This window comes from Pseudomonas sp. AC193 (genome assembly GCF_979258075.1).
The window spans coordinates 5209694-5226180 of the sequence record NZ_OZ409832.1 but is presented as its reverse complement, the minus strand read 5'-3'; the positions used below and the strand labels follow the sequence as shown (position 1 = coordinate 5226180).

The 16487-nt window shown below is 60.6% G+C and carries 16 protein-coding genes; 14 read left to right on the top strand and 2 right to left on the bottom strand.

The window, feature by feature from the left end; genetic code table 11:
* Positions 1–100 precede the first annotated feature (100 nt).
* From ACZZ0D_RS23485 to ACZZ0D_RS23470, 4 genes are all read left to right on the top strand, one after another.
* Positions 101–1639: an MFS transporter gene (locus tag ACZZ0D_RS23485; protein WP_463554408.1), complete on the top strand. Its 1539-nt coding sequence runs from the start codon at positions 101–103 to the stop codon at positions 1637–1639.
* Positions 1640–1666: 27 nt separating this feature from the next.
* Positions 1667–2737 carry an HlyD family secretion protein gene (locus ACZZ0D_RS23480; protein WP_463554407.1) on the top strand — a complete coding sequence of 357 codons (1071 nt, stop codon included), beginning with the start codon at positions 1667–1669 and terminating at the stop codon, positions 2735–2737.
* Between the two features lie 65 nt (positions 2738–2802).
* Entirely contained in the window at positions 2803–4302 is a 1500-nt protein-coding gene (locus ACZZ0D_RS23475; RefSeq protein WP_463554406.1) for an efflux transporter outer membrane subunit, read from the top strand.
* Positions 4303–4396: 94 nt separating this feature from the next.
* The gene (locus tag ACZZ0D_RS23470) at positions 4397–5977 is read left to right on the top strand and encodes a glycosyltransferase family 39 protein (RefSeq protein WP_463554405.1); all 1581 of its coding nucleotides are present in this window, start codon (positions 4397–4399) and stop codon (positions 5975–5977) included.
* Positions 5978–6015: 38 nt separating this feature from the next.
* Here the strand turns inward: ACZZ0D_RS23470 and ACZZ0D_RS23465 are convergent, their stop codons facing one another.
* A complete protein-coding gene (locus tag ACZZ0D_RS23465; RefSeq protein ID WP_007917711.1) occupies positions 6016–6774 on the bottom strand; it encodes a slipin family protein in 759 nt (252 codons plus the stop codon).
* Positions 6775–6776: 2 nt separating this feature from the next.
* A complete protein-coding gene (locus ACZZ0D_RS23460) occupies positions 6777–7313 on the bottom strand; it encodes an NfeD family protein (protein WP_463554404.1) in 537 nt (178 codons plus the stop codon).
* Positions 7314–7486: 173 nt separating this feature from the next.
* On the opposite strand from ACZZ0D_RS23460, the gene ACZZ0D_RS23455 reads away from it, so the two are divergent.
* The 10 genes from ACZZ0D_RS23455 to ACZZ0D_RS23410 all read left to right on the top strand — a co-directional run bounded on the left by ACZZ0D_RS23455 (position 7487) and on the right by ACZZ0D_RS23410 (position 16345).
* The gene (locus tag ACZZ0D_RS23455) at positions 7487–7948 is read left to right on the top strand and encodes an aminoacyl-tRNA deacylase (RefSeq protein WP_053116446.1); all 462 of its coding nucleotides are present in this window, start codon (positions 7487–7489) and stop codon (positions 7946–7948) included.
* 129 nt (positions 7949–8077) lie between these two features.
* A complete protein-coding gene (locus ACZZ0D_RS23450) occupies positions 8078–8323 on the top strand; it encodes a DUF2789 domain-containing protein (protein ID WP_463554403.1) in 246 nt (81 codons plus the stop codon).
* A gap of 91 nt (positions 8324–8414) precedes the next feature.
* Positions 8415–8660, top strand: coding sequence for a hypothetical protein (locus ACZZ0D_RS23445; RefSeq protein ID WP_282353783.1), 246 nt, complete (start codon positions 8415–8417; stop codon positions 8658–8660).
* Positions 8661–8783: 123 nt separating this feature from the next.
* Positions 8784–9212, top strand: a complete 429-nt coding sequence (locus ACZZ0D_RS23440) for a MarR family winged helix-turn-helix transcriptional regulator (RefSeq protein ID WP_159812031.1) — start codon at positions 8784–8786, stop codon at positions 9210–9212.
* Positions 9209–11272, top strand: coding sequence for an FUSC family protein (locus ACZZ0D_RS23435; RefSeq protein ID WP_400751044.1), 2064 nt, complete (start codon positions 9209–9211; stop codon positions 11270–11272). Before ACZZ0D_RS23440 ends, ACZZ0D_RS23435 begins: the two co-directional genes overlap by 4 nt.
* Positions 11269–11478 carry a DUF1656 domain-containing protein gene (locus ACZZ0D_RS23430; RefSeq protein ID WP_007917703.1) on the top strand — a complete coding sequence of 70 codons (210 nt, stop codon included), beginning with the start codon at positions 11269–11271 and terminating at the stop codon, positions 11476–11478. Before ACZZ0D_RS23435 ends, ACZZ0D_RS23430 begins: the two co-directional genes overlap by 4 nt.
* Positions 11475–12377, top strand: a complete 903-nt coding sequence (locus ACZZ0D_RS23425; protein ID WP_463554402.1) for an efflux RND transporter periplasmic adaptor subunit — start codon at positions 11475–11477, stop codon at positions 12375–12377. The genes ACZZ0D_RS23430 and ACZZ0D_RS23425 overlap by 4 nt, the downstream gene beginning before the upstream one ends.
* The gene (locus tag ACZZ0D_RS23420) at positions 12374–13816 is read left to right on the top strand and encodes an efflux transporter outer membrane subunit (protein WP_463554401.1); all 1443 of its coding nucleotides are present in this window, start codon (positions 12374–12376) and stop codon (positions 13814–13816) included. Before ACZZ0D_RS23425 ends, ACZZ0D_RS23420 begins: the two co-directional genes overlap by 4 nt.
* A 93-nt stretch (positions 13817–13909) precedes the next feature.
* Positions 13910–14545: a hypothetical protein gene (locus tag ACZZ0D_RS23415; protein WP_053116453.1), complete on the top strand. Its 636-nt coding sequence runs from the start codon at positions 13910–13912 to the stop codon at positions 14543–14545.
* 294 nt (positions 14546–14839) lie between these two features.
* Positions 14840–16345, top strand: a complete 1506-nt coding sequence (locus ACZZ0D_RS23410) for a YdgA family protein (protein ID WP_053116454.1) — start codon at positions 14840–14842, stop codon at positions 16343–16345.
* The last annotated feature ends 142 nt before the right edge of the window (positions 16346–16487 follow it).

Sequence of the window (16487 nt, the reverse complement as noted above, 5' to 3'; positions counted from 1 at the left end):
CTGCACGAAATGCACTTATAACCTGCCAATAAGTCAATTTTCGTCAGCGTTAAGCCCCACTAAAATGCTCCGGTATTTCCCACCCCCGGAGTTTTCATTCATGACATCCCTGACGGTCTCGGCGCCCCTCGCTGCGGCCAGCCCGGCGACGGCGGCCGCGCCTCCGGTGTTCGGGGCGCGGATCATCACCGGTCTGGTCGGCGTGCTGCTGGCGGTGCTGGTGTCGGGCCTCAACGAGATGGTCACCAAAGTCGCCCTCGCCGACATCCGTGGCGCGCTGCACATCGGTTACGACGAAGGCACCTGGCTGGTCGCCAGTTACACCGCCACCTCAGTCGCGGCCATGGCGTTTGCGCCGTGGTGCTCGGTGACCTTCTCGCTACGCCGTTTCACCCTCTGCGCGATCGCCCTGTTCACCGTGCTCGGCGTGCTGTGCCCGTTCGCGCCGAATTACGAAAGCCTGCTGTTGATGCGCATTCTGCAAGGCCTGGCCGGCGGTGCGTTGCCGCCGATGCTGATGACCGTGGCCCTGCGCTTCTTGCCGGCAAATATCAAACTTTACGGTCTGGCCGGTTACGCGCTGACCGCGACTTTCGGCCCCGGCCTCGGTACGCCGCTCGCCGGTTTGTGGACGGAATACGTCGGCTGGCAATGGACGTTCTGGCAAATCATCGTGCCGTGCCTGATCGCCATGGCGATGGTGGCTTACGGCATTCCGCAGGATCCGCTGCGGCTGGAGCGCCTCAAGACATTCAATTGGAAAGGCCTGCTGCTGGGCTTCCCGGCGATCTGCATGTTGGTGATCGGTTTGCTGCAGGGCAATCGGCTGGACTGGTTTGAATCGAGCCTGATCTGCGGCTTGCTCGGCGCTGGTTCGCTGCTGTTGATAGCGTTTTTGATCAATGAATGGTCGCAACCGATTCCGTTTTTCAAATTGCAGATGCTCGGTATTCGCAACCTGTCATTCGCCCTGATGACTTTGGCCGGTGTGTTGGTGATTTTGCTGGCGGTGGTGCTGATTCCGTCGAGTTATCTGGCGCAGGTGCAGGGTTATCGCCCGGTGCAGACCGCGCCGATCATGCTGCTCGCCGCGTTGCCGCAGTTGATCGCGCTGCCGCTGGTGGCGGCGCTGTGCAATCTGCGATGGGTCGATTGTCGCTGGGTGCTCGGGATCGGTTTGAGCATGTTGGCGCTGTCGTGCCTCGGTGGTTCGCAACTGACGTCGGCGTGGATTCGCGACGATTTTTATGTCCTGCAATGGCTGCAGATTTTCGGTCAGCCGATGGCGGTGTTGCCGTTGTTGATGCTCTCGACCGGGAGCATTTCGCCGCTGGAAGGGCCGTTCGCGTCGGCGTGGTTCAACACGGTGAAAGGCCTGTCGGCCGTGATCGCCACCGGGGTGATCGAAGCGCTGACCACGTCGCGTCTGCATTTCCATTCGAACATGTTGATCGACAGCCTCGGCAATTCGCCGCTGGCCGATCGCAGCGATCCGGGCCTCGCCCATCGTCTGCACGAACAGGCCGTGGTGCTGACTTCTTCCGATCTCTATGTGTGCATGGCTGGCGTCGCGGTGATGCTGATCCTGCTGATTTTCTGGCTGCCGACGCGGATCTTTCCACCGCGCGCGCCGACTTGATGGCTGCACTGAACAATGAAGGTTTTTATGACGACTCAAGCAAAGCAAAAACTCGCCGTGGCCGTGGCCGCCGCGCTGGCCGTTGGCGTGTTGGTGTATCTGGCGATGCCGGGCCTGTTTGGTAAACGCACCCAGCAAAATACCAACGACGCGTTCGTCTCCGCCGACTACACCCTGGTGGTGCCGCGTGTGGCCGGGTTTATCAAAGAAGTCCTGGTCGAAGACAACCAGCGCGTCAAGGCCGGGCAGTTGCTGGCGCTGATTGATGATCGCGATTTGCGTGCGTCCGCCGAAGCGGCGGACGCGCAAACGCTGGTGGCGCGTGCGCAGTTGCAGAACGCCAAAGCGACGCTGGAACGGCAGACCTCGGTGATCGCCCAGGCGCAGGCGTCGGTGGTGTCGGCCAAGGCAGAAATGGCCTTTGCCCAGCAGGAATTGAATCGCTACAACCACCTGGCCGGCGTCGGTGCCGGCACTGTGCAGAACGCGCAACAGGCGCGCACGCGCATCGATCAAGCGACGGCGCACCTCAATACCGCCACCGCGAAACTGGCGGCGGAACGCAAGCAAGTCGACATTCTTGCCGCACAGCGTGATGCCGCCGAAGGCAGTCTGAAACACGCGCAAGCAGCGCTGGAAATTGCCAGTTTCGAGCTTTCCTATACGCGCATTACCGCGCCGCAGGACGGCATGATCGGCGAGCGTGCCGTACGCGTCGGCGCCTATGTAACGCCGGGCAGCAAATTGCTGGCGGTGGTGCCGTTGCAGCAGGCGTATGTGGTGGCGAATTTTCAGGAAACTCAACTGACGGATGTGCAGCCGGGGCAGGAGGTGCAGGTGCGTGTCGACAGTCTGGGCGGTGAAGCCTTGAGCGGTCGCGTCGAAAGCATTGCGCCGGCCACGGGTGTGACGTTTGCAGCGGTGAAGCCGGATAACGCCACGGGTAACTTCACCAAGGTCGTGCAGCGGATTCCGGTGAAGATCATCCTCGAACCGGGCCAGCCGTTGGCCGAGCGCTTGCGGGTGGGCATGTCGGTGGAGGCGCGGATTGATACCGCGAGTTCGGCGAAGTCTGTGCGTGAGGTGACCCAGCGATGAGCCGTGTTGACCGCGCCGACGCCTTCGCGAGCAGGCTCGCTCCCACAGGGAAAACGCAATCCAAAATGTGGGAGCGAGCCTGCTCGCGAAGAGGCCAGTGGCAGCAACTCACTCTAAGTGCCTTGCTTATGGCCAGTCTCACCGCCTGCACCGTCGGCCCAGACTTCCAGAAACCCCAAGCCACACAAATCAGCGACTGGGCCAAACCCGCCAAGTCCGCCCCGAGCCAAGCCGTCAGCGAACCCCTCAACGAACGCTGGTGGGAAGTTTTCCATGACCCGCAACTCTCCGCGCTGACCCAGCGCGCGGTGCGCAGCAACCTCGACCTGCAACTGGCCAGCAGCCGTCTGCAACAAAGCCGCGCTGCCCGCCAGGTCATCAGTGCCGATCGCTACCCGAACACCGCCGCCACCGGCAGTTACGGCCGCGAACGCAACAGCGGCAAAGGCCTGAACGATCCCTCCGGACACAACGGTGATTCCGCCTTCAACCTGTGGGACGCCGGTTTCTCCGCCTCGTGGGAGCTGGATTTCTGGGGGCGCGTGCGCCGCGAAACCGAAGCCGCCGACGCCAACCTCGAAGTCGCCGAAAACGACCGTCGCGGCGTGCTGCTGGCCGTGCTCGCCGACACCGCGCAAAACTACATTCAGTTGCGCGGCGTACAAAACACCCGCGCCGTCACCGAGCAAAACCTCGACGTCGCCCGACACAGCCTGAACCTCTCGCAGCTGCGTCTGGCCGACGGCGTCGCGACTGATCTGGACGTCGCCGAAGCCGCCGCCCAAGTGGCTGCCATCGAATCGCGCTTGCCGGCGCTGGAGCAACGCCAATCGCAACTGATCAACGCGATCAGCCTGTTGATGGGCGAACCACCGCAAGCCCTGGCCAAGGAGTTATCCACAGACGCTGCCGTGCCGCAGTCGCCACTGCAAGTGGCCATCGGTCTGCCGTCGCAACTGGCCGAACGTCGTCCGGATATCCGTCAGGCCGAATCACGGCTGCACGCGGCCACCGCCAATATCGGCGTCGCCAAAGGCGATTTCTACCCGCGCATCACCTTGTCCGGCAACCTCAGCTCGCAAGCCATGCAGCTCAGTGACTTCGGCTCGTGGGGCTCGCGCGCGTTCGGCATCGGCCCGCAATTCAGCTTGCCGCTGTTCGACGGCGGTCGCCTGCGCGGCGTGCTGCAATTGCGTGAAGCCCAGCAACAGGAAGCGGCCATCGCCTATCAGCAAACCGTGCTGCGCGCCTGGCACGAAATCGACGATCAACTCACCGCCTACAACGCCAGCCAGCGCCGCCGCGACAGCCTCGCCGAAGCCGTTCGGCAAAACCAGATCGCCCTGCGCACCGCGCAACAGCAATACGTCGAAGGCGTGGTCGATTTTGTCAACGTCCTGACGGTGCAGGGTGCTTTGTTGGCGACGCAGGAACAGTGGGTGGAAAGCTCGACCGGCGTTTCGTTGGCGATGGTCGGGTTGTACAAAGCGCTGGGTGGGGGCTGGGAGTCGGTGTATCCGGCGGGGGAAGTGGCCGCCGCATCGCCGGGTGTCGTGAAACGCTAAACCTTCATCGACGGTTGCGCTGTGGCTGACCTAAAGTGAGTGGCAGGTTTCGACGCCATACTTTCGTGGCGCCGTGGCGTGGCATGAGGAAGCAATGGCGGCTAACAGAGTCACGCCGGTCGGCGATACCCAAGACCCCTTTGCCGCACCCGGCTCCTGGTTCGGCACGCGGTGGCTGGTGCGCTGGGTCAAAGAACACTGGCTGTGGCCACTGCTGGCGCTGGCTGCGTTCGCGCGATTTTATGATCTGACAGCGGCGGCGATCTGGGGCGATGAAGGTTCCAGCCTGTTGCTGGCGCGCTATTCGCTGAGCGAGATCTGGAAGCACGCGGCCTTCGATGTGCATCCGCCGTTGTATTTCATGCTGCTGCATGGCTGGATCGAACTGTTCGGTGACAGCATTTTCGCGATCCGCTGCCTGAGTGCGCTGGCGGGCATTGCCGCGGTCGGGATGGGCATCTGGCTGGTTGATCGTCTGGCCACTCGCCGCGCCGCTTTCGTCGCCGGTTTGTTGCTGGCGCTGCTGCCGACAGCGGTGCGCTACAGCCAGGAAGTGCGCATGTATGCGCTGCTTGGCCTGTTGCTGATCGCCGCAAGCGTGGCGCTGGTTTATTGGATCAGGCGCCCGCAACGGCACGGCTATCTGGTGATTTACGCGCTGTTGATGAGCGCGGCGTTGTACACCCATTACTTCGCCGTGCTCGCGGCGTTGTGTCACTGGCTTTACCTGATCGTGATTCGCGTCCAGCGCGGTTACCGGTTCCGGCATATCCAGCGCTGGAACTGGTGGCTGGCGAATCTGGCGATCGTCGCGTTGTACCTGCCCTGGCTGCCCAATCTGCTCGACTTGATGCAGCACATGGAACAACTCAAGGCGGGCGGCGATGTGGGCTGGGAGCCGGCGGTGACCCTGAGTTCTCTGCCGTCGATGATCTGGTCGTGGCTGATTCAGGACGATGGCGAGAGCCTGCCGGTGTTGGTTTTCGTCGCGCTGCCGATGGCGTTGTTGGCACTGGCGGTTGTCGCGGTGATGCGCGACCGCAGTGTGTCGCGCGGCAGTGTTCTATTGGCGTTGTACACCGGACTGCCGCTGCTGCTGGTGTTCGCGGTGTCGTTCATCACCCCGGTGTTCATCGAGCGCTACCTGACGGCGTACGCCCTCGGTTTGCCGATGCTGGCGGCAATGGCCGTTGACCGCTTGTACAGTCGCGCACGGTTGTTTGCACTGGCGGTGCTGGTTTCATTGATCGGTGTGGAGCTGGTCGGTCTCAGTAACAACGCCAATGTCGACAGCAATGATCAGCTCGATCGCGTCGTAAATTACGTCAACCAGCATTTCCTGCCGGGTGATCGGATCGTTACCAGCGACATGCTCTGGTACCTAAGTTACGTCTATTACGACCGCACCGGCGCGCAGATCCGCCTCTACACGCCACCGACAGCGGATGGCCAGACGACGCGGCCTAACGAGTACGGCTTCGGCACGTTGGTCAATCGGAATGTATATCTGGACAGCCTCGCGGAGCTGCAAGGTCAAGGGCGGGTGTGGCTGATCGGAACCTTCGACGGCCCGGAAGAATTTTCACCGCTACCGGCAACCTGGCAGCCCAGCGCTGAAATCCACGCGGGAGGCATAAAAGCGCGCCTGTTCACCCCCAAACCCCGCGCAGACTAATCCTGTAGGAGCTGCCGCAGGCTGCGATCTTTCGCTCCTCAAGATTTCCCCGACAAATCCGCCATCCCCTTGAGCAACTCAATCGGCAACGGAAAAACAATCGTCGAACTCTTGTCGCCGGCAATCGAGCTCAGCGTCTGCATATACCGCAACTGCATCGCCCCAGGCTGACGGCCAAGCATTTCCGCAGCCTGCATCAGTTTTTCCGACGCCTGCAATTCGCCCTCGGCGTGGATCACCTTGGCCCGCCGTTCCCGCTCGGCTTCGGCCTGTTTGGCGATGGCGCGCACCATCGATTCATTAAGGTCGACGTGTTTGATTTCGACGTTGGCGACCTTGATACCCCAGGCATCGGTTTGCGCGTCGAGCACTTGCTGGATGTCGATGTTCAACTGCTCACGTTCGGCCAGCAATTCATCCAGTTCATGTTTCCCCAGCACCGCGCGCAAAGTGGTCTGCGCCAATTGGCTGGTGGCCGACAGATAATCTTCCACCTGAATAATTGCCTTCTGCGGATCGAGCACGCGGAAATACAACACCGCGTTGACCTTCACCGACACGTTGTCGCGAGTGATCACGTCCTGCGGCGGTACATCGAGGACGACGGTGCGTAGATCGACCCGAACCATTTGCTGCACCACCGGAATCAGCAGGATCAGGCCCGGGCCTTTGACCTGCCAGAAACGTCCGAGCTGGAACACCACACCGCGCTCGTATTCACGCAGGATGCGGAACGTCGAGCCGGCGAGGGCAATGACTAACAACAGCAGCGCAACAAAACCGATTTGCAGACCCATGATCACTCTCCGAGCGGCGCCGCGTCAGTCGCGGCCACTTCCAGCATCAATCCCTTGCGACCCACCACACGCACCGATTGCCCGGTGTGCAGCGGAGTGGCGCTGAGCACTTGCCAGCGTTCGCCTTGCAGTTGAATCCAGCCGTTACGCGCGTCGCCCGGTTGTACGGTGGTGATCGCAGTCACGCTGCCGAGCAGTCCGGCATCGCCACTGACGGCGTGGCGCGGGCGGGTTTTCAGCGCGCGAATCAGCAAAGCGATCAACAGCACAGCGCTGATCAAACCGAGGCCGATCATCATCGGCACCGGCAATTCGGCGTTGCTCAGAATCAGCGCACCGATGACAAACATGATGATCCCGCCCAGACCGATCACCCCGTAGTTGGGCAGCGCGGCTTCGGCGATCAGGAACACGATGCCCAGCGTGATCAGCCACAGACCGACCGGGCTCATCGCTGGCAATGAGGTGTCGGCGGCGAAGGCGAAGGCGGATGCGCTTGTCAGCAGGAGCAGGGCGAAGGCACAACATCGGCTGTTCACGTGACTCTCCATGAGCGTCAGTGGCGGGTTCTTTCAGTCTAGTTGAGGGTTGCTCTGGATGAATTTTGATCAATGTGCGGATGTGTCCGGTGAGCGGATTTCCCTTCGTCAGCGGCCCGTCGAACTAGACTCAAAACACAGCAACCACCTTCCGCGCGACACCGAGGTGCATCATGCGAATGGCAAAAAAGGTGCAAAGCAGCCTGACCCGGGCGCATTGCGAATATGACGTCGTTGCTCATCGACATTCATCGAGCAGCCTGGAAACCGCGCGCGTCGCCGGCGTGCCAGCGGAACGGGTGGCCAAATCGATCATCCTCGACGACCACCACGGGCATTACCTGATGGCCGTGCTGCCGGCCAGTCGTCATCTGGACTTGAGCAAAGTGCGCAACAGCGGCGAATGGCAACTGACCCGCGAAAGCAACCTGGCGCACATCTTCGACGACTGCGAACGCGGCGCGGTGCCGCCATTGGGTGATTCCTACGGGCTGGACATGGTCATCGACCCGTTGCTGACGCGGCAGAAAGATATTTATCTGGAGGCGGGCAACCACAATTATCTGCTGCACATGAGCATGCCGGAGTTTCTGAAAATGGTGCCGCATGCTGAGGTGCGGGAGTTGAGTCATTAGATTTTGCAGTGGTCTCGCTGGCCTCATCGCGAGCAGGCTCACTCCTACAATGGGATTGCATTGCACCTGTAGGAGTGAGCCTGCTCGCGATTAATCTTCCATACACCCCATTTTTGAAGGAGCTCAGCAATGGAACAACCAACCCACAGCCTCCCATCTCTCTTCAAACAACTCGGCCTGGACAACGACCCGGTCAGCATCGACCAATTCATCGCCACCCACTCCCCGCTTAAACCCGAGCTGCACTTGGCCGATGCGTTCTTCTGGACGGAGAGCCAGTCGCAGTTTTTGCGCGATGAGATTCTGGAGGATGCCGATTGGGCGGAGGTGGTGGATCAGTTGAATGTGTTGTTGCGCAAGGGGCGGGATGCGTAGGGCTGGCGCAAAAACTTATTACATATTGCCTGACTGATTTCAGTCCACATCGGAGTAGCGTTCCGGTTCTGAAAACCAGGAGAGCGAAGCGATGCCCCCGTTTTTGCCTGTTGAAACAATCAATTTTCCGCAATTAGCGGACAAACTTGAGGCAATCATCCAAAGCAGCCAATTCGGGCTGATTGCTGTGCAGAATCAGGATGAAACGGTGACTTATTTGATATCCGCACCGTTGTATGAGGATCTACTGAACACGCTGGATGATCTCGAACTGGCTTCCGTCGTTCACTCACGCCGTAATGAGGTTGGCCTTCCTCACGAGATCGACGAACTCTAAATATTTTCACTCTGGGGAGATTTGTTTCAAAACTTGACTGAAATTCCCCTCCAATGCGATATTGATAGTTAGCAAACTAACAGTGTGCATTTCCCCGTGTCCGATTCCCTCGACGCTCTCCAGATGAACATCAGCAGTGCCATGGTGGTGGCCGCCAGGCATTGGCGGAAGATCTGCCAGACCACGCTGGTCAACTATGGAATCTCCGAAGCCTGCGCCGTGCCGCTCTTGATGATCGGCCGTTTGGGCGAGGGTGTGCGGCAGGTGCAGGTGGCGCAGGCGGCCGGGATGGAGAGTCCGTCGCTGGTGCGTCTGCTCGATCAGTTGTGTCATTCGGGTTACGTCTGCCGTACCGAAGATGCCCACGATCGCCGCGCCAAGTGCTTGAGCCTGACCGACTCCGGTCGTGAACTGGTGCAAGCGGTGGAGATCGAACTGGTGCGTCTGCGTCATGAAGTGCTTGAGGGCATCGACCAGAGCGATCTGGAAGCTACGCTTCGGGTACTCAGAGCTTTTGAGGCGGCCAACCCGCCATTGGTGGTTAATTCTTGAACGGTTTTTTCTCCGGCATTCCGCCGGCCCGGGACTGGTTCTACGGGGTGCGGACTTTTGCAGCGTCGATGATCGCGCTGTACATCGCCTTGCTTATGCAAATGCCGCGTCCGTATTGGGCGATGGCGACGGTGTACATCGTCTCCAGCCCGTTCCTCGGCCCGACCAGCTCGAAAGCGTTATACCGTGCGATCGGCACCTTTCTCGGTGCGGCAGCGGCGGTGTTTTTCGTGCCGATGTTCGTGCAGAGCCCGTATGTGCTGGTGGTGGTCATCGCGCTGTGGACGGGGATTCTGTTGTTCATGTCCCTGCATTTGCGCACCGCCAACAGCTACGCGCTCATGCTCGCCGGTTACACGTTGCCGCTGATTGCCTTGCCGGTGGTGGATAACCCGCTGGCGGTGTGGGACGTGGCCGAGGCGCGTACTGAGGAAATTTTCCTCGGCATCGCTGTCGCCGCCGTGGTCGGCGCAATGTTCTGGCCGCGACGCTTGGCGCCGGTGTTCAACGACGCCGTGAGCAAGTGGTTCGCCGACGCAACCACCTACAGCCTGAAATTCCTCAGCCGCGACGTGCAGCCCGAAGAAGTCACCGCGCTGCGCATGGCCATGGTCGCCAACTTCAACAGCCTCGAATTGATGATCGGCCAGTTGCCCCACGAAGGCTCGCGACCGCAAACCGTGCGCAACACCAAAGAATTGCGCGGGCGCATGATTCATCTATTACCGGTGATCGATGCGCTGGAAGATTCGCTCTACGCCCTCGAACGGCGCACGCCTGAGCTGGTGGAAAAATTCGAACCACTGCTCGTCGCGACCCGCGAATGGCTCGGCCATGAAGACGCCGATCTCGACCGCTGGCAAGCGCTGAAAGATCAGCTCGAAGCCCTGCAACCGAGCGCTGAAGCGCTGGAAGATCGCCGGCAATTGCTGTTCTCCAACTCGATCTACCGGCTCGGTGAATTCATCGATTTGTGGCAGGACTGCCGCAGCCTGCAGGACGCGATTGTCTGCGAGCGCCAAGACAACTGGCGCGCGGTTTACCGCCATTGGCGATTGGGTCGGCTGACACCGTTTATCGACCGTGGGCTGATGCTCTACTCGGTGGCCTCGACCATTCTGGCGATCATCACCGCCTCGGTGCTGTGGATTCTGCTCGGCTGGCCGGACGGCGGCAGCGCGGTGATTCTGGCGGCGGTGGCGTGCAGTTTCTTCGCCTCGATGGACGACCCGGCGCCGCAGATTTACCGGTTCTTTTTCTGGACTGGCATGTCGGTGCTGTTCGCCAGCCTTTATCTGTTTTTGATTCTGCCCAACCTGCACGACTTCCCGATGCTGGTGCTGGCGTTTTCCATCCCGTTTATCTGCGTCGGCACGCTGACGGTGCAGCCGCGTTTCTACCTCGGCATGCTGCTGACGCTGGTCAACACCTCGTCGTTCATCAGTATTCAGGGCGCTTACGATGCGGACTTTTTCGCCTTCGTGAACTCCAACCTGGCGGGGCCGATCGGTCTGCTGTTCGCGTTTATCTGGACGCTGGTGGCGCGCCCGTTCGGTGCCGAATTGGCAGCGAAACGCCTGACCCGGTTCAGCTGGAAAGACATCGTGCACATGACCGAGCCGGCCAACCTTGCCGAGCACCGCAAATTGGGTGTGCAGTTGCTCGATCGACTGATGCAGCACCTGCCGCGTCTGGCCCTCACCGGGCAGGACACCGGCATCGCCATGCGCGAAGTGCGCGTCGGTCTGAACCTGCTCGATTTACTGGCCTACACGCCACGGGTCACCGGCGCGCCGAACGCTTTGTTGCAGCAAGTGGTCAGTGAAGTCGGTGAGTATTTCCGCGCTTGCCTCAAGGCCGGCGAACGCTTGCCGGCGCCGGCCCCGCTGCTGATGACTCTGGATCGCACCCGCCGCGCACTCAATGGCCACGGCGATGATGAAACCCGGCTAAACCTGTTGCACGCCTTGAGCGGTTTGCGTCTGGCGTTGCTGCCCGGCGTCGAATTCGTTTCCAGCGCCGAGCCCGAAGAACCGCTGCCCGATGGAGCGCCCCTATGATTGGTGATCTGGACATCAGCGGCATTTTCCTGCCGACCTTGCTGGTGTTGATGGGCATCACTTATGTGCTGTTTTTGTTGGTGCATGCCGTGCTTACGCGCGTGCACTTTTACCGTCTGGTCTGGCACCGGGCATTGTTCAACGTGGCGCTCTACGCGGTACTTCTGTACGGCGTGGACTCACTCAGTCGATACCTGATGACATGAAAAAACCGTTTTTGACCATCGGTCGCGTGGTACTGACCCTGCTGATCGTGACTTTTGCCGTAGTCCTCGTCTGGCGCATGGTGATGTATTACATGTTCGCGCCGTGGACCCGCGACGGCCACATTCGCGCCGACATCATCCAGATCGCCCCGGACGTGTCCGGACTGATCCAACAGGTTGAAGTGAAAGACAACCAGTTGATCAAGCGCGGCCAGGTGCTGTTCATCATCGACCAGGATCGCTTCAAACTGGCCCTGCGTCAGGCCAAAGCGGCTGTGGCTGATCGCGAAGAAACCCTCGCTCAGGCTCAGCGTGAAGCCAAACGTAACCGTGGCCTCGGTAACCTGGTGCCGGCCGAGCAACTGGAAGAAAGCCAGTCGCGTGTGGCCCGTGCGCAATCGGCACTGGCCGAAGCCACGGTTGCGGTGGACAGCGCTCAGCTCAACCTCGACCGCTCGGTAATTCGCAGCCCAGTCGACGGTTACGTCAACGACCGCGCGCCGCGTCCGCAGGAATTCGTCACCGCCGGACGCCCGGTGTTGTCGGTGGTCGACAGCAATTCGTTCCACATTGATGGTTATTTCGAAGAGACCAAACTCGACGGCATTCATGTCGGTCAGTCGGTGGATATCCGTGTGATCGGCGACCGCGCGAAATTGCGCGGACATGTCGAAAGCATCGTCGCCGGCATCGAAGACCGCGACCGCACCAGCGGCAGCAACCTGCTGCCGAACGTCAACCCGGCATTCAGCTGGGTGCGGCTGGCGCAGCGGATTCCAGTGCGGATTGCCTTTGATGACGTGCCGGAAGATTTCCGCATGATCGCCGGGCGCACTGCCACGGTGTCGATCATCGAAGACTCGAAGGTCGACGATAAAAAGCAGGAGCCCGCGCAATGAGCAGGGCCCTGATGATCGCCGGGTTGGGCGTGATGTTGTCGGCGTGTCAGATGGTCGGGCCGGACTATCACATGCCTGTGAATTCGGCGGTTCAGCGCAAGGATTTTCAGGGCGAACTGGCCGTCGACGGTAAACCTGTGGTCTCGGCACCGGTGCCGGCGGATTGGTGGCGACTGTATAAAGACCCGCGCCTCGATCAACTGGTGCAGCAAGCGATGGCGTCCAACACCGATCTGCGTGTTGCGGCGGCTAACCTGCAACGCGCCCGCGCTCAGGTCGATGAAGCCGAAGCGGCCGGTGGCTGGAGCGCTGGCGTGAAAATGGGCGCTGAGCGTTTGCAGGAATCCGGACAGGCGTTTTTGCTGCCGGAAAAAGTCCCGGTGGCCAATATCGGCGACATCGGCATCAGCGCTTCTTACCAATTCGATCTGTGGGGCACCTTGCAGCGCGGCATAGAAGGCGCCAAGGCCAACGCCGACGCAACGCAAGCCGCCGCTGACACCGCACGCATCACCTTGGTCGCGGACGTGGTTCGCGCTTACACACAGGTCTGCGCGGCCAACGAAGAACGCGAAATAGCTCAGCATTCCCTCGACCTGCAATCGCAAGGCACCACGCTGATCCAGCGTCTGCGCGACGCCGGCCGTGGCGACGAAACCCAGGTCACCCGTTCGCAAACCCAATTCAAATCCCTGCGCGCCGACATGCCGCGCTATGAAGCAGCGCGTCAGGCCGGATTGTTCCGACTGTCGATGCTGCTGGCGAAACCGGTCGATCAATTGCCGGCCGGCACTGCGACCTGCGCCGAATTGCCGAAAATCGCTCAATTGGTGCCGGTCGGTGATGGCGCCGCACTGCTCAAACGTCGTCCGGACATTCGTCAGGCTGAACGGCGTCTGGCCGCCGCGACTGCCGGAATCGGCGTCGCCACTGGCGAGTTGTACCCGGACATCAGCATCGGCGCGACCATCGGCACCGTCGGTATTCTCGATGACCTCGGTGATCCGTCGACCAATCGCTGGGGTTTCGGCCCGTCGCTGAGCTGGAAAGTGCCGACCAACGGCGCCCGTGCGCGCATCCGTGAAGCCGAAGCGACCACCCAAGGCGCGCTGGCGCACTTCGACGGCGTGGTGCTCAACGCCATTCGCGAAACCCAGACCGGCCTCGCGCAGTACAGCGCGCTGCTGCAACGCCGCGATGCACTGGCCGATGCCGAGCAGTCGGCGAAACTCGCCGCCGACCAGACGCACCGCTTCTTCCAGGCCGGCCGCGAGTCGTTCCTGGCGGATCTGCAAGCGACCCGCACCTACACCGATGTCACCGCGCAACTGGCCGCCGCCAACACTCAAGTTGCGATGAGCCAGATCGATTTGTTCCTCGCCCTCGGCGGCGGTTGGGAAAGCGGACGAACGCACGCTCCAAGCCCCGGCAAACCCTGAGGCCGTTGCTATGCTTTGAAGTGTTGGAAGGGCGCCCCGTGCAAAGCACCCTTCCAGCGCACATTGCTAGCGCTGGTCTAGGGGAAACCAATAATGAAAAACCCTTACGCTCTCGGCTTCTGGTGCGCCCTCGCAGCGCTGGTGCTGCTGTCGGCCACCTATTTCTACGGCATCATGCTGGCCCACCAGATCGACAAGGCCATGATCTTTCTCGACAGCGTGACGGCGCTGATCGCGGTCATGGCGATCGTCGGTGTGGCGTGGGCGTCGATCCAGGTTCAGCGGGTGAAAAAGCGCCAGCTCGAACAAGGCAAGACGCGGGTGCTGATCTGGGACACCAAAGTCGCCCTGCGCCGGGTCGAAACCGTGTTCGACCGATATTTCTGGGGCAGCTACTGGCAACCGGGCCGAACGTTCGCCGAAGTCATGGGCGAACTCACCGGCACGCCGCTGGAAAAAAGCCTCGAAGCGCTGAAAAAACAGTGCCTGGAACTCGACAAGCAGATTGATGGCGAGGGCTGGCACTGGCTCAACAACGCCCGCGAACTCTCCGATGTCGCCACAGCCATGGCCCGTGAGCGTTATCAGCTGGATTTCTGCGATCCACGGGCCGATGGGCCGGGCGGGGCGGTGATTGATCGGGATTTTGAAGTGCTCGTTTATACCTGGACGGCGCGGCTGAAGAGCTTTGATCATCAGCTGGATGAGATAGAGGTTCAGTATTCCTGAATCCCGGCTGAATCGGCCGACGCTATCGCGAGCAGGCTCACTCCTACATTTGGAATGCGTTCCCCTTGTAGGAGTGAGCCTGCTCGCGATAGCGCCTTCAAAAACAGCGAAACTCTTCAAGCCTGACCGCTGTCCACAATCCCCATAGACACTCTTTCACCTTTAATCATTGGGTCACTTCCCGCGCCCGGTGCTAATCTCCACCGCTGAATTAAGCGGAGTCGAGCCGCAACCCGGTCACGGGTTCAGGGAAGACGACCACACTCACAGCCACGGAAATCGATCAGGTCATTCATGAATAAATCAGCAGGCGTGCTTCTCGGAATTGTTGTTGCCATCGGCGCGATCAGCGTGGGCGGGGCCTGGTACACCGGGACCAAAATCGAAGGCGTGTTGAACGACGCCGTCAGCAACGCCAACAAAGAACTGCAAACCGCCATGGCCGGCTCCAACGGCACCGCGTCGCTGGAACTGGTGTCGCTGGATCGCCACACCTTCACCAGCACCGCGCACTATCGCCTGAAAGGCGAAGGCGAGATGTTCGGCGACGCGCCGGTCGAGTTGCTGTTCGTTGACCACATCGAACACGGCCCGCTGCCGTTCTCGCGTCTGCTGTCGCTGAAATGGCTGCCGGTCATGGCCACCAGCAACTACGAGCTGGAAAAGAACGCCGCCACCGAAAAATGGTTTGCCGCCACCAAAGGCGCCGCGCCGCTCAAAGGCGTGACCAGCATCGGCTACGACGAATCGACCAACAGCACCCTCGAACTGGTGCCGTTTGAAACCGCGCTGGACGACAAATCGAGCCTGAAATTCTCCGGCCTGAACATGGACATCGCCGCCAACGCCAAGGCGCAGAAGGTCAAGGCCAACGGCTACATGGATAACCTGAAACTGGTGACCGTGGCTGAAGATCAGGCGCCGGTACAGATCGAGCTCAACGGTCTGACCCTGGCCAGCAACCTCGCCAAAAGCACCTACGGCTACTACACCGGCGAAAACACCATCGAGCTGACCAGCAGCAAATCGACCTTCGGGCCGAAGCAGTCGGTGCTCGGCGTGAAGAACTTCGAAATGAAGAACCTCACCGAAGAAAACGGCAGCAACGCCTCCGGTCGCGCCGACTACAAGATTGGCGAAGTGTCGTTCAACGACAAGAAAATCGGCTCGGCGAACCTGGCCATGAGCCTGAAAAACCTCGACATCCCGTCGACCCTGTCGTTGATGCAGATCTACCAGACCAAGCTGCAGCCGTACGAAAAAGCCGCCGCCGAGGCTGCCGCGCAAGGCTTGCCAGCGCCAGAGCTGAACCTGACCGAAGCGGAAGACGCGCAAGTCAAAGCCGATCTGCAAAAACTGCTGGCTGCCGGCCCGCAATTTGCGCTGGAAAACCTCTCGTTCAACACCGCCAACGGTGAGAGCAAGGCCAATCTGGTGATTGACCTGACCAAGCCGCAATCGATGGATCTGCCACCGGATCAACTGGCCAAACAACTGATCGCGCTGCTCGACCTGAACATTCAGGTGTCGAAGCCGATGCTGATCGATCTGCTCAGCGTGCAGGCGCAACTCGACGGCCAGACCGATGCTAAAGCGATCGTTGATCAGTCCAAGGAAGCGGCCGACATGTTCGCCGGCATGGCGGTCGGTTCGCAGTTGGCAGTCGTCGACGGCAGCAACGTCGTGACCAAGCTGCATTACGCGGCCAATCAGGTCGAATTCAACGGCCAGAAGATGACCGTTGAGCAGTTTGTCGGCTTCCTGATGAGCAAGTTCGGCGGCGTCACGCAAGTGCAGTAATTCTGCGCGCTTAATAGCAACGCCCGGCCTCTGTACCGCACAGACGCCGGGCGTTTTGCTGTCTGGGGTTTGGGTTTTTGATGTGCTGGCAGAACCGCTCTGACGATTCTGAACAATTATTGTGTTCTCGATACTGGTCAAC

What these genes read in the sequence shown, in the direction of transcription:
- ACZZ0D_RS23485 (WP_463554408.1), top strand. Translation starts at nt 101, where the DNA reads ATGACATCCCTGACGGTCTCGGCGCCCCTCGCTGCGGCCAGCCCGGCG.
- ACZZ0D_RS23480 (WP_463554407.1), top strand. Translation starts at nt 1,667, where the DNA reads ATGACGACTCAAGCAAAGCAAAAACTCGCCGTGGCCGTGGCCGCCGCG.
- ACZZ0D_RS23475 (WP_463554406.1), top strand. Translation starts at nt 2,803, where the DNA reads ATGTGGGAGCGAGCCTGCTCGCGAAGAGGCCAGTGGCAGCAACTCACT.
- ACZZ0D_RS23470 (WP_463554405.1), top strand. Translation starts at nt 4,397, where the DNA reads ATGGCGGCTAACAGAGTCACGCCGGTCGGCGATACCCAAGACCCCTTT.
- ACZZ0D_RS23465 (WP_007917711.1), bottom strand. Translation starts at nt 6,774, where the DNA reads ATGGGTCTGCAAATCGGTTTTGTTGCGCTGCTGTTGTTAGTCATTGCC.
- ACZZ0D_RS23455 (WP_053116446.1), top strand. Translation starts at nt 7,487, where the DNA reads ATGCGAATGGCAAAAAAGGTGCAAAGCAGCCTGACCCGGGCGCATTGC.
- ACZZ0D_RS23450 (WP_463554403.1), top strand. Translation starts at nt 8,078, where the DNA reads ATGGAACAACCAACCCACAGCCTCCCATCTCTCTTCAAACAACTCGGC.
- ACZZ0D_RS23445 (WP_282353783.1), top strand. Translation starts at nt 8,415, where the DNA reads ATGCCCCCGTTTTTGCCTGTTGAAACAATCAATTTTCCGCAATTAGCG.
- ACZZ0D_RS23440 (WP_159812031.1), top strand. Translation starts at nt 8,784, where the DNA reads ATGAACATCAGCAGTGCCATGGTGGTGGCCGCCAGGCATTGGCGGAAG.
- ACZZ0D_RS23430 (WP_007917703.1), top strand. Translation starts at nt 11,269, where the DNA reads ATGATTGGTGATCTGGACATCAGCGGCATTTTCCTGCCGACCTTGCTG.
- ACZZ0D_RS23425 (WP_463554402.1), top strand. Translation starts at nt 11,475, where the DNA reads ATGAAAAAACCGTTTTTGACCATCGGTCGCGTGGTACTGACCCTGCTG.
- ACZZ0D_RS23420 (WP_463554401.1), top strand. Translation starts at nt 12,374, where the DNA reads ATGAGCAGGGCCCTGATGATCGCCGGGTTGGGCGTGATGTTGTCGGCG.
- ACZZ0D_RS23415 (WP_053116453.1), top strand. Translation starts at nt 13,910, where the DNA reads ATGAAAAACCCTTACGCTCTCGGCTTCTGGTGCGCCCTCGCAGCGCTG.
- ACZZ0D_RS23410 (WP_053116454.1), top strand. Translation starts at nt 14,840, where the DNA reads ATGAATAAATCAGCAGGCGTGCTTCTCGGAATTGTTGTTGCCATCGGC.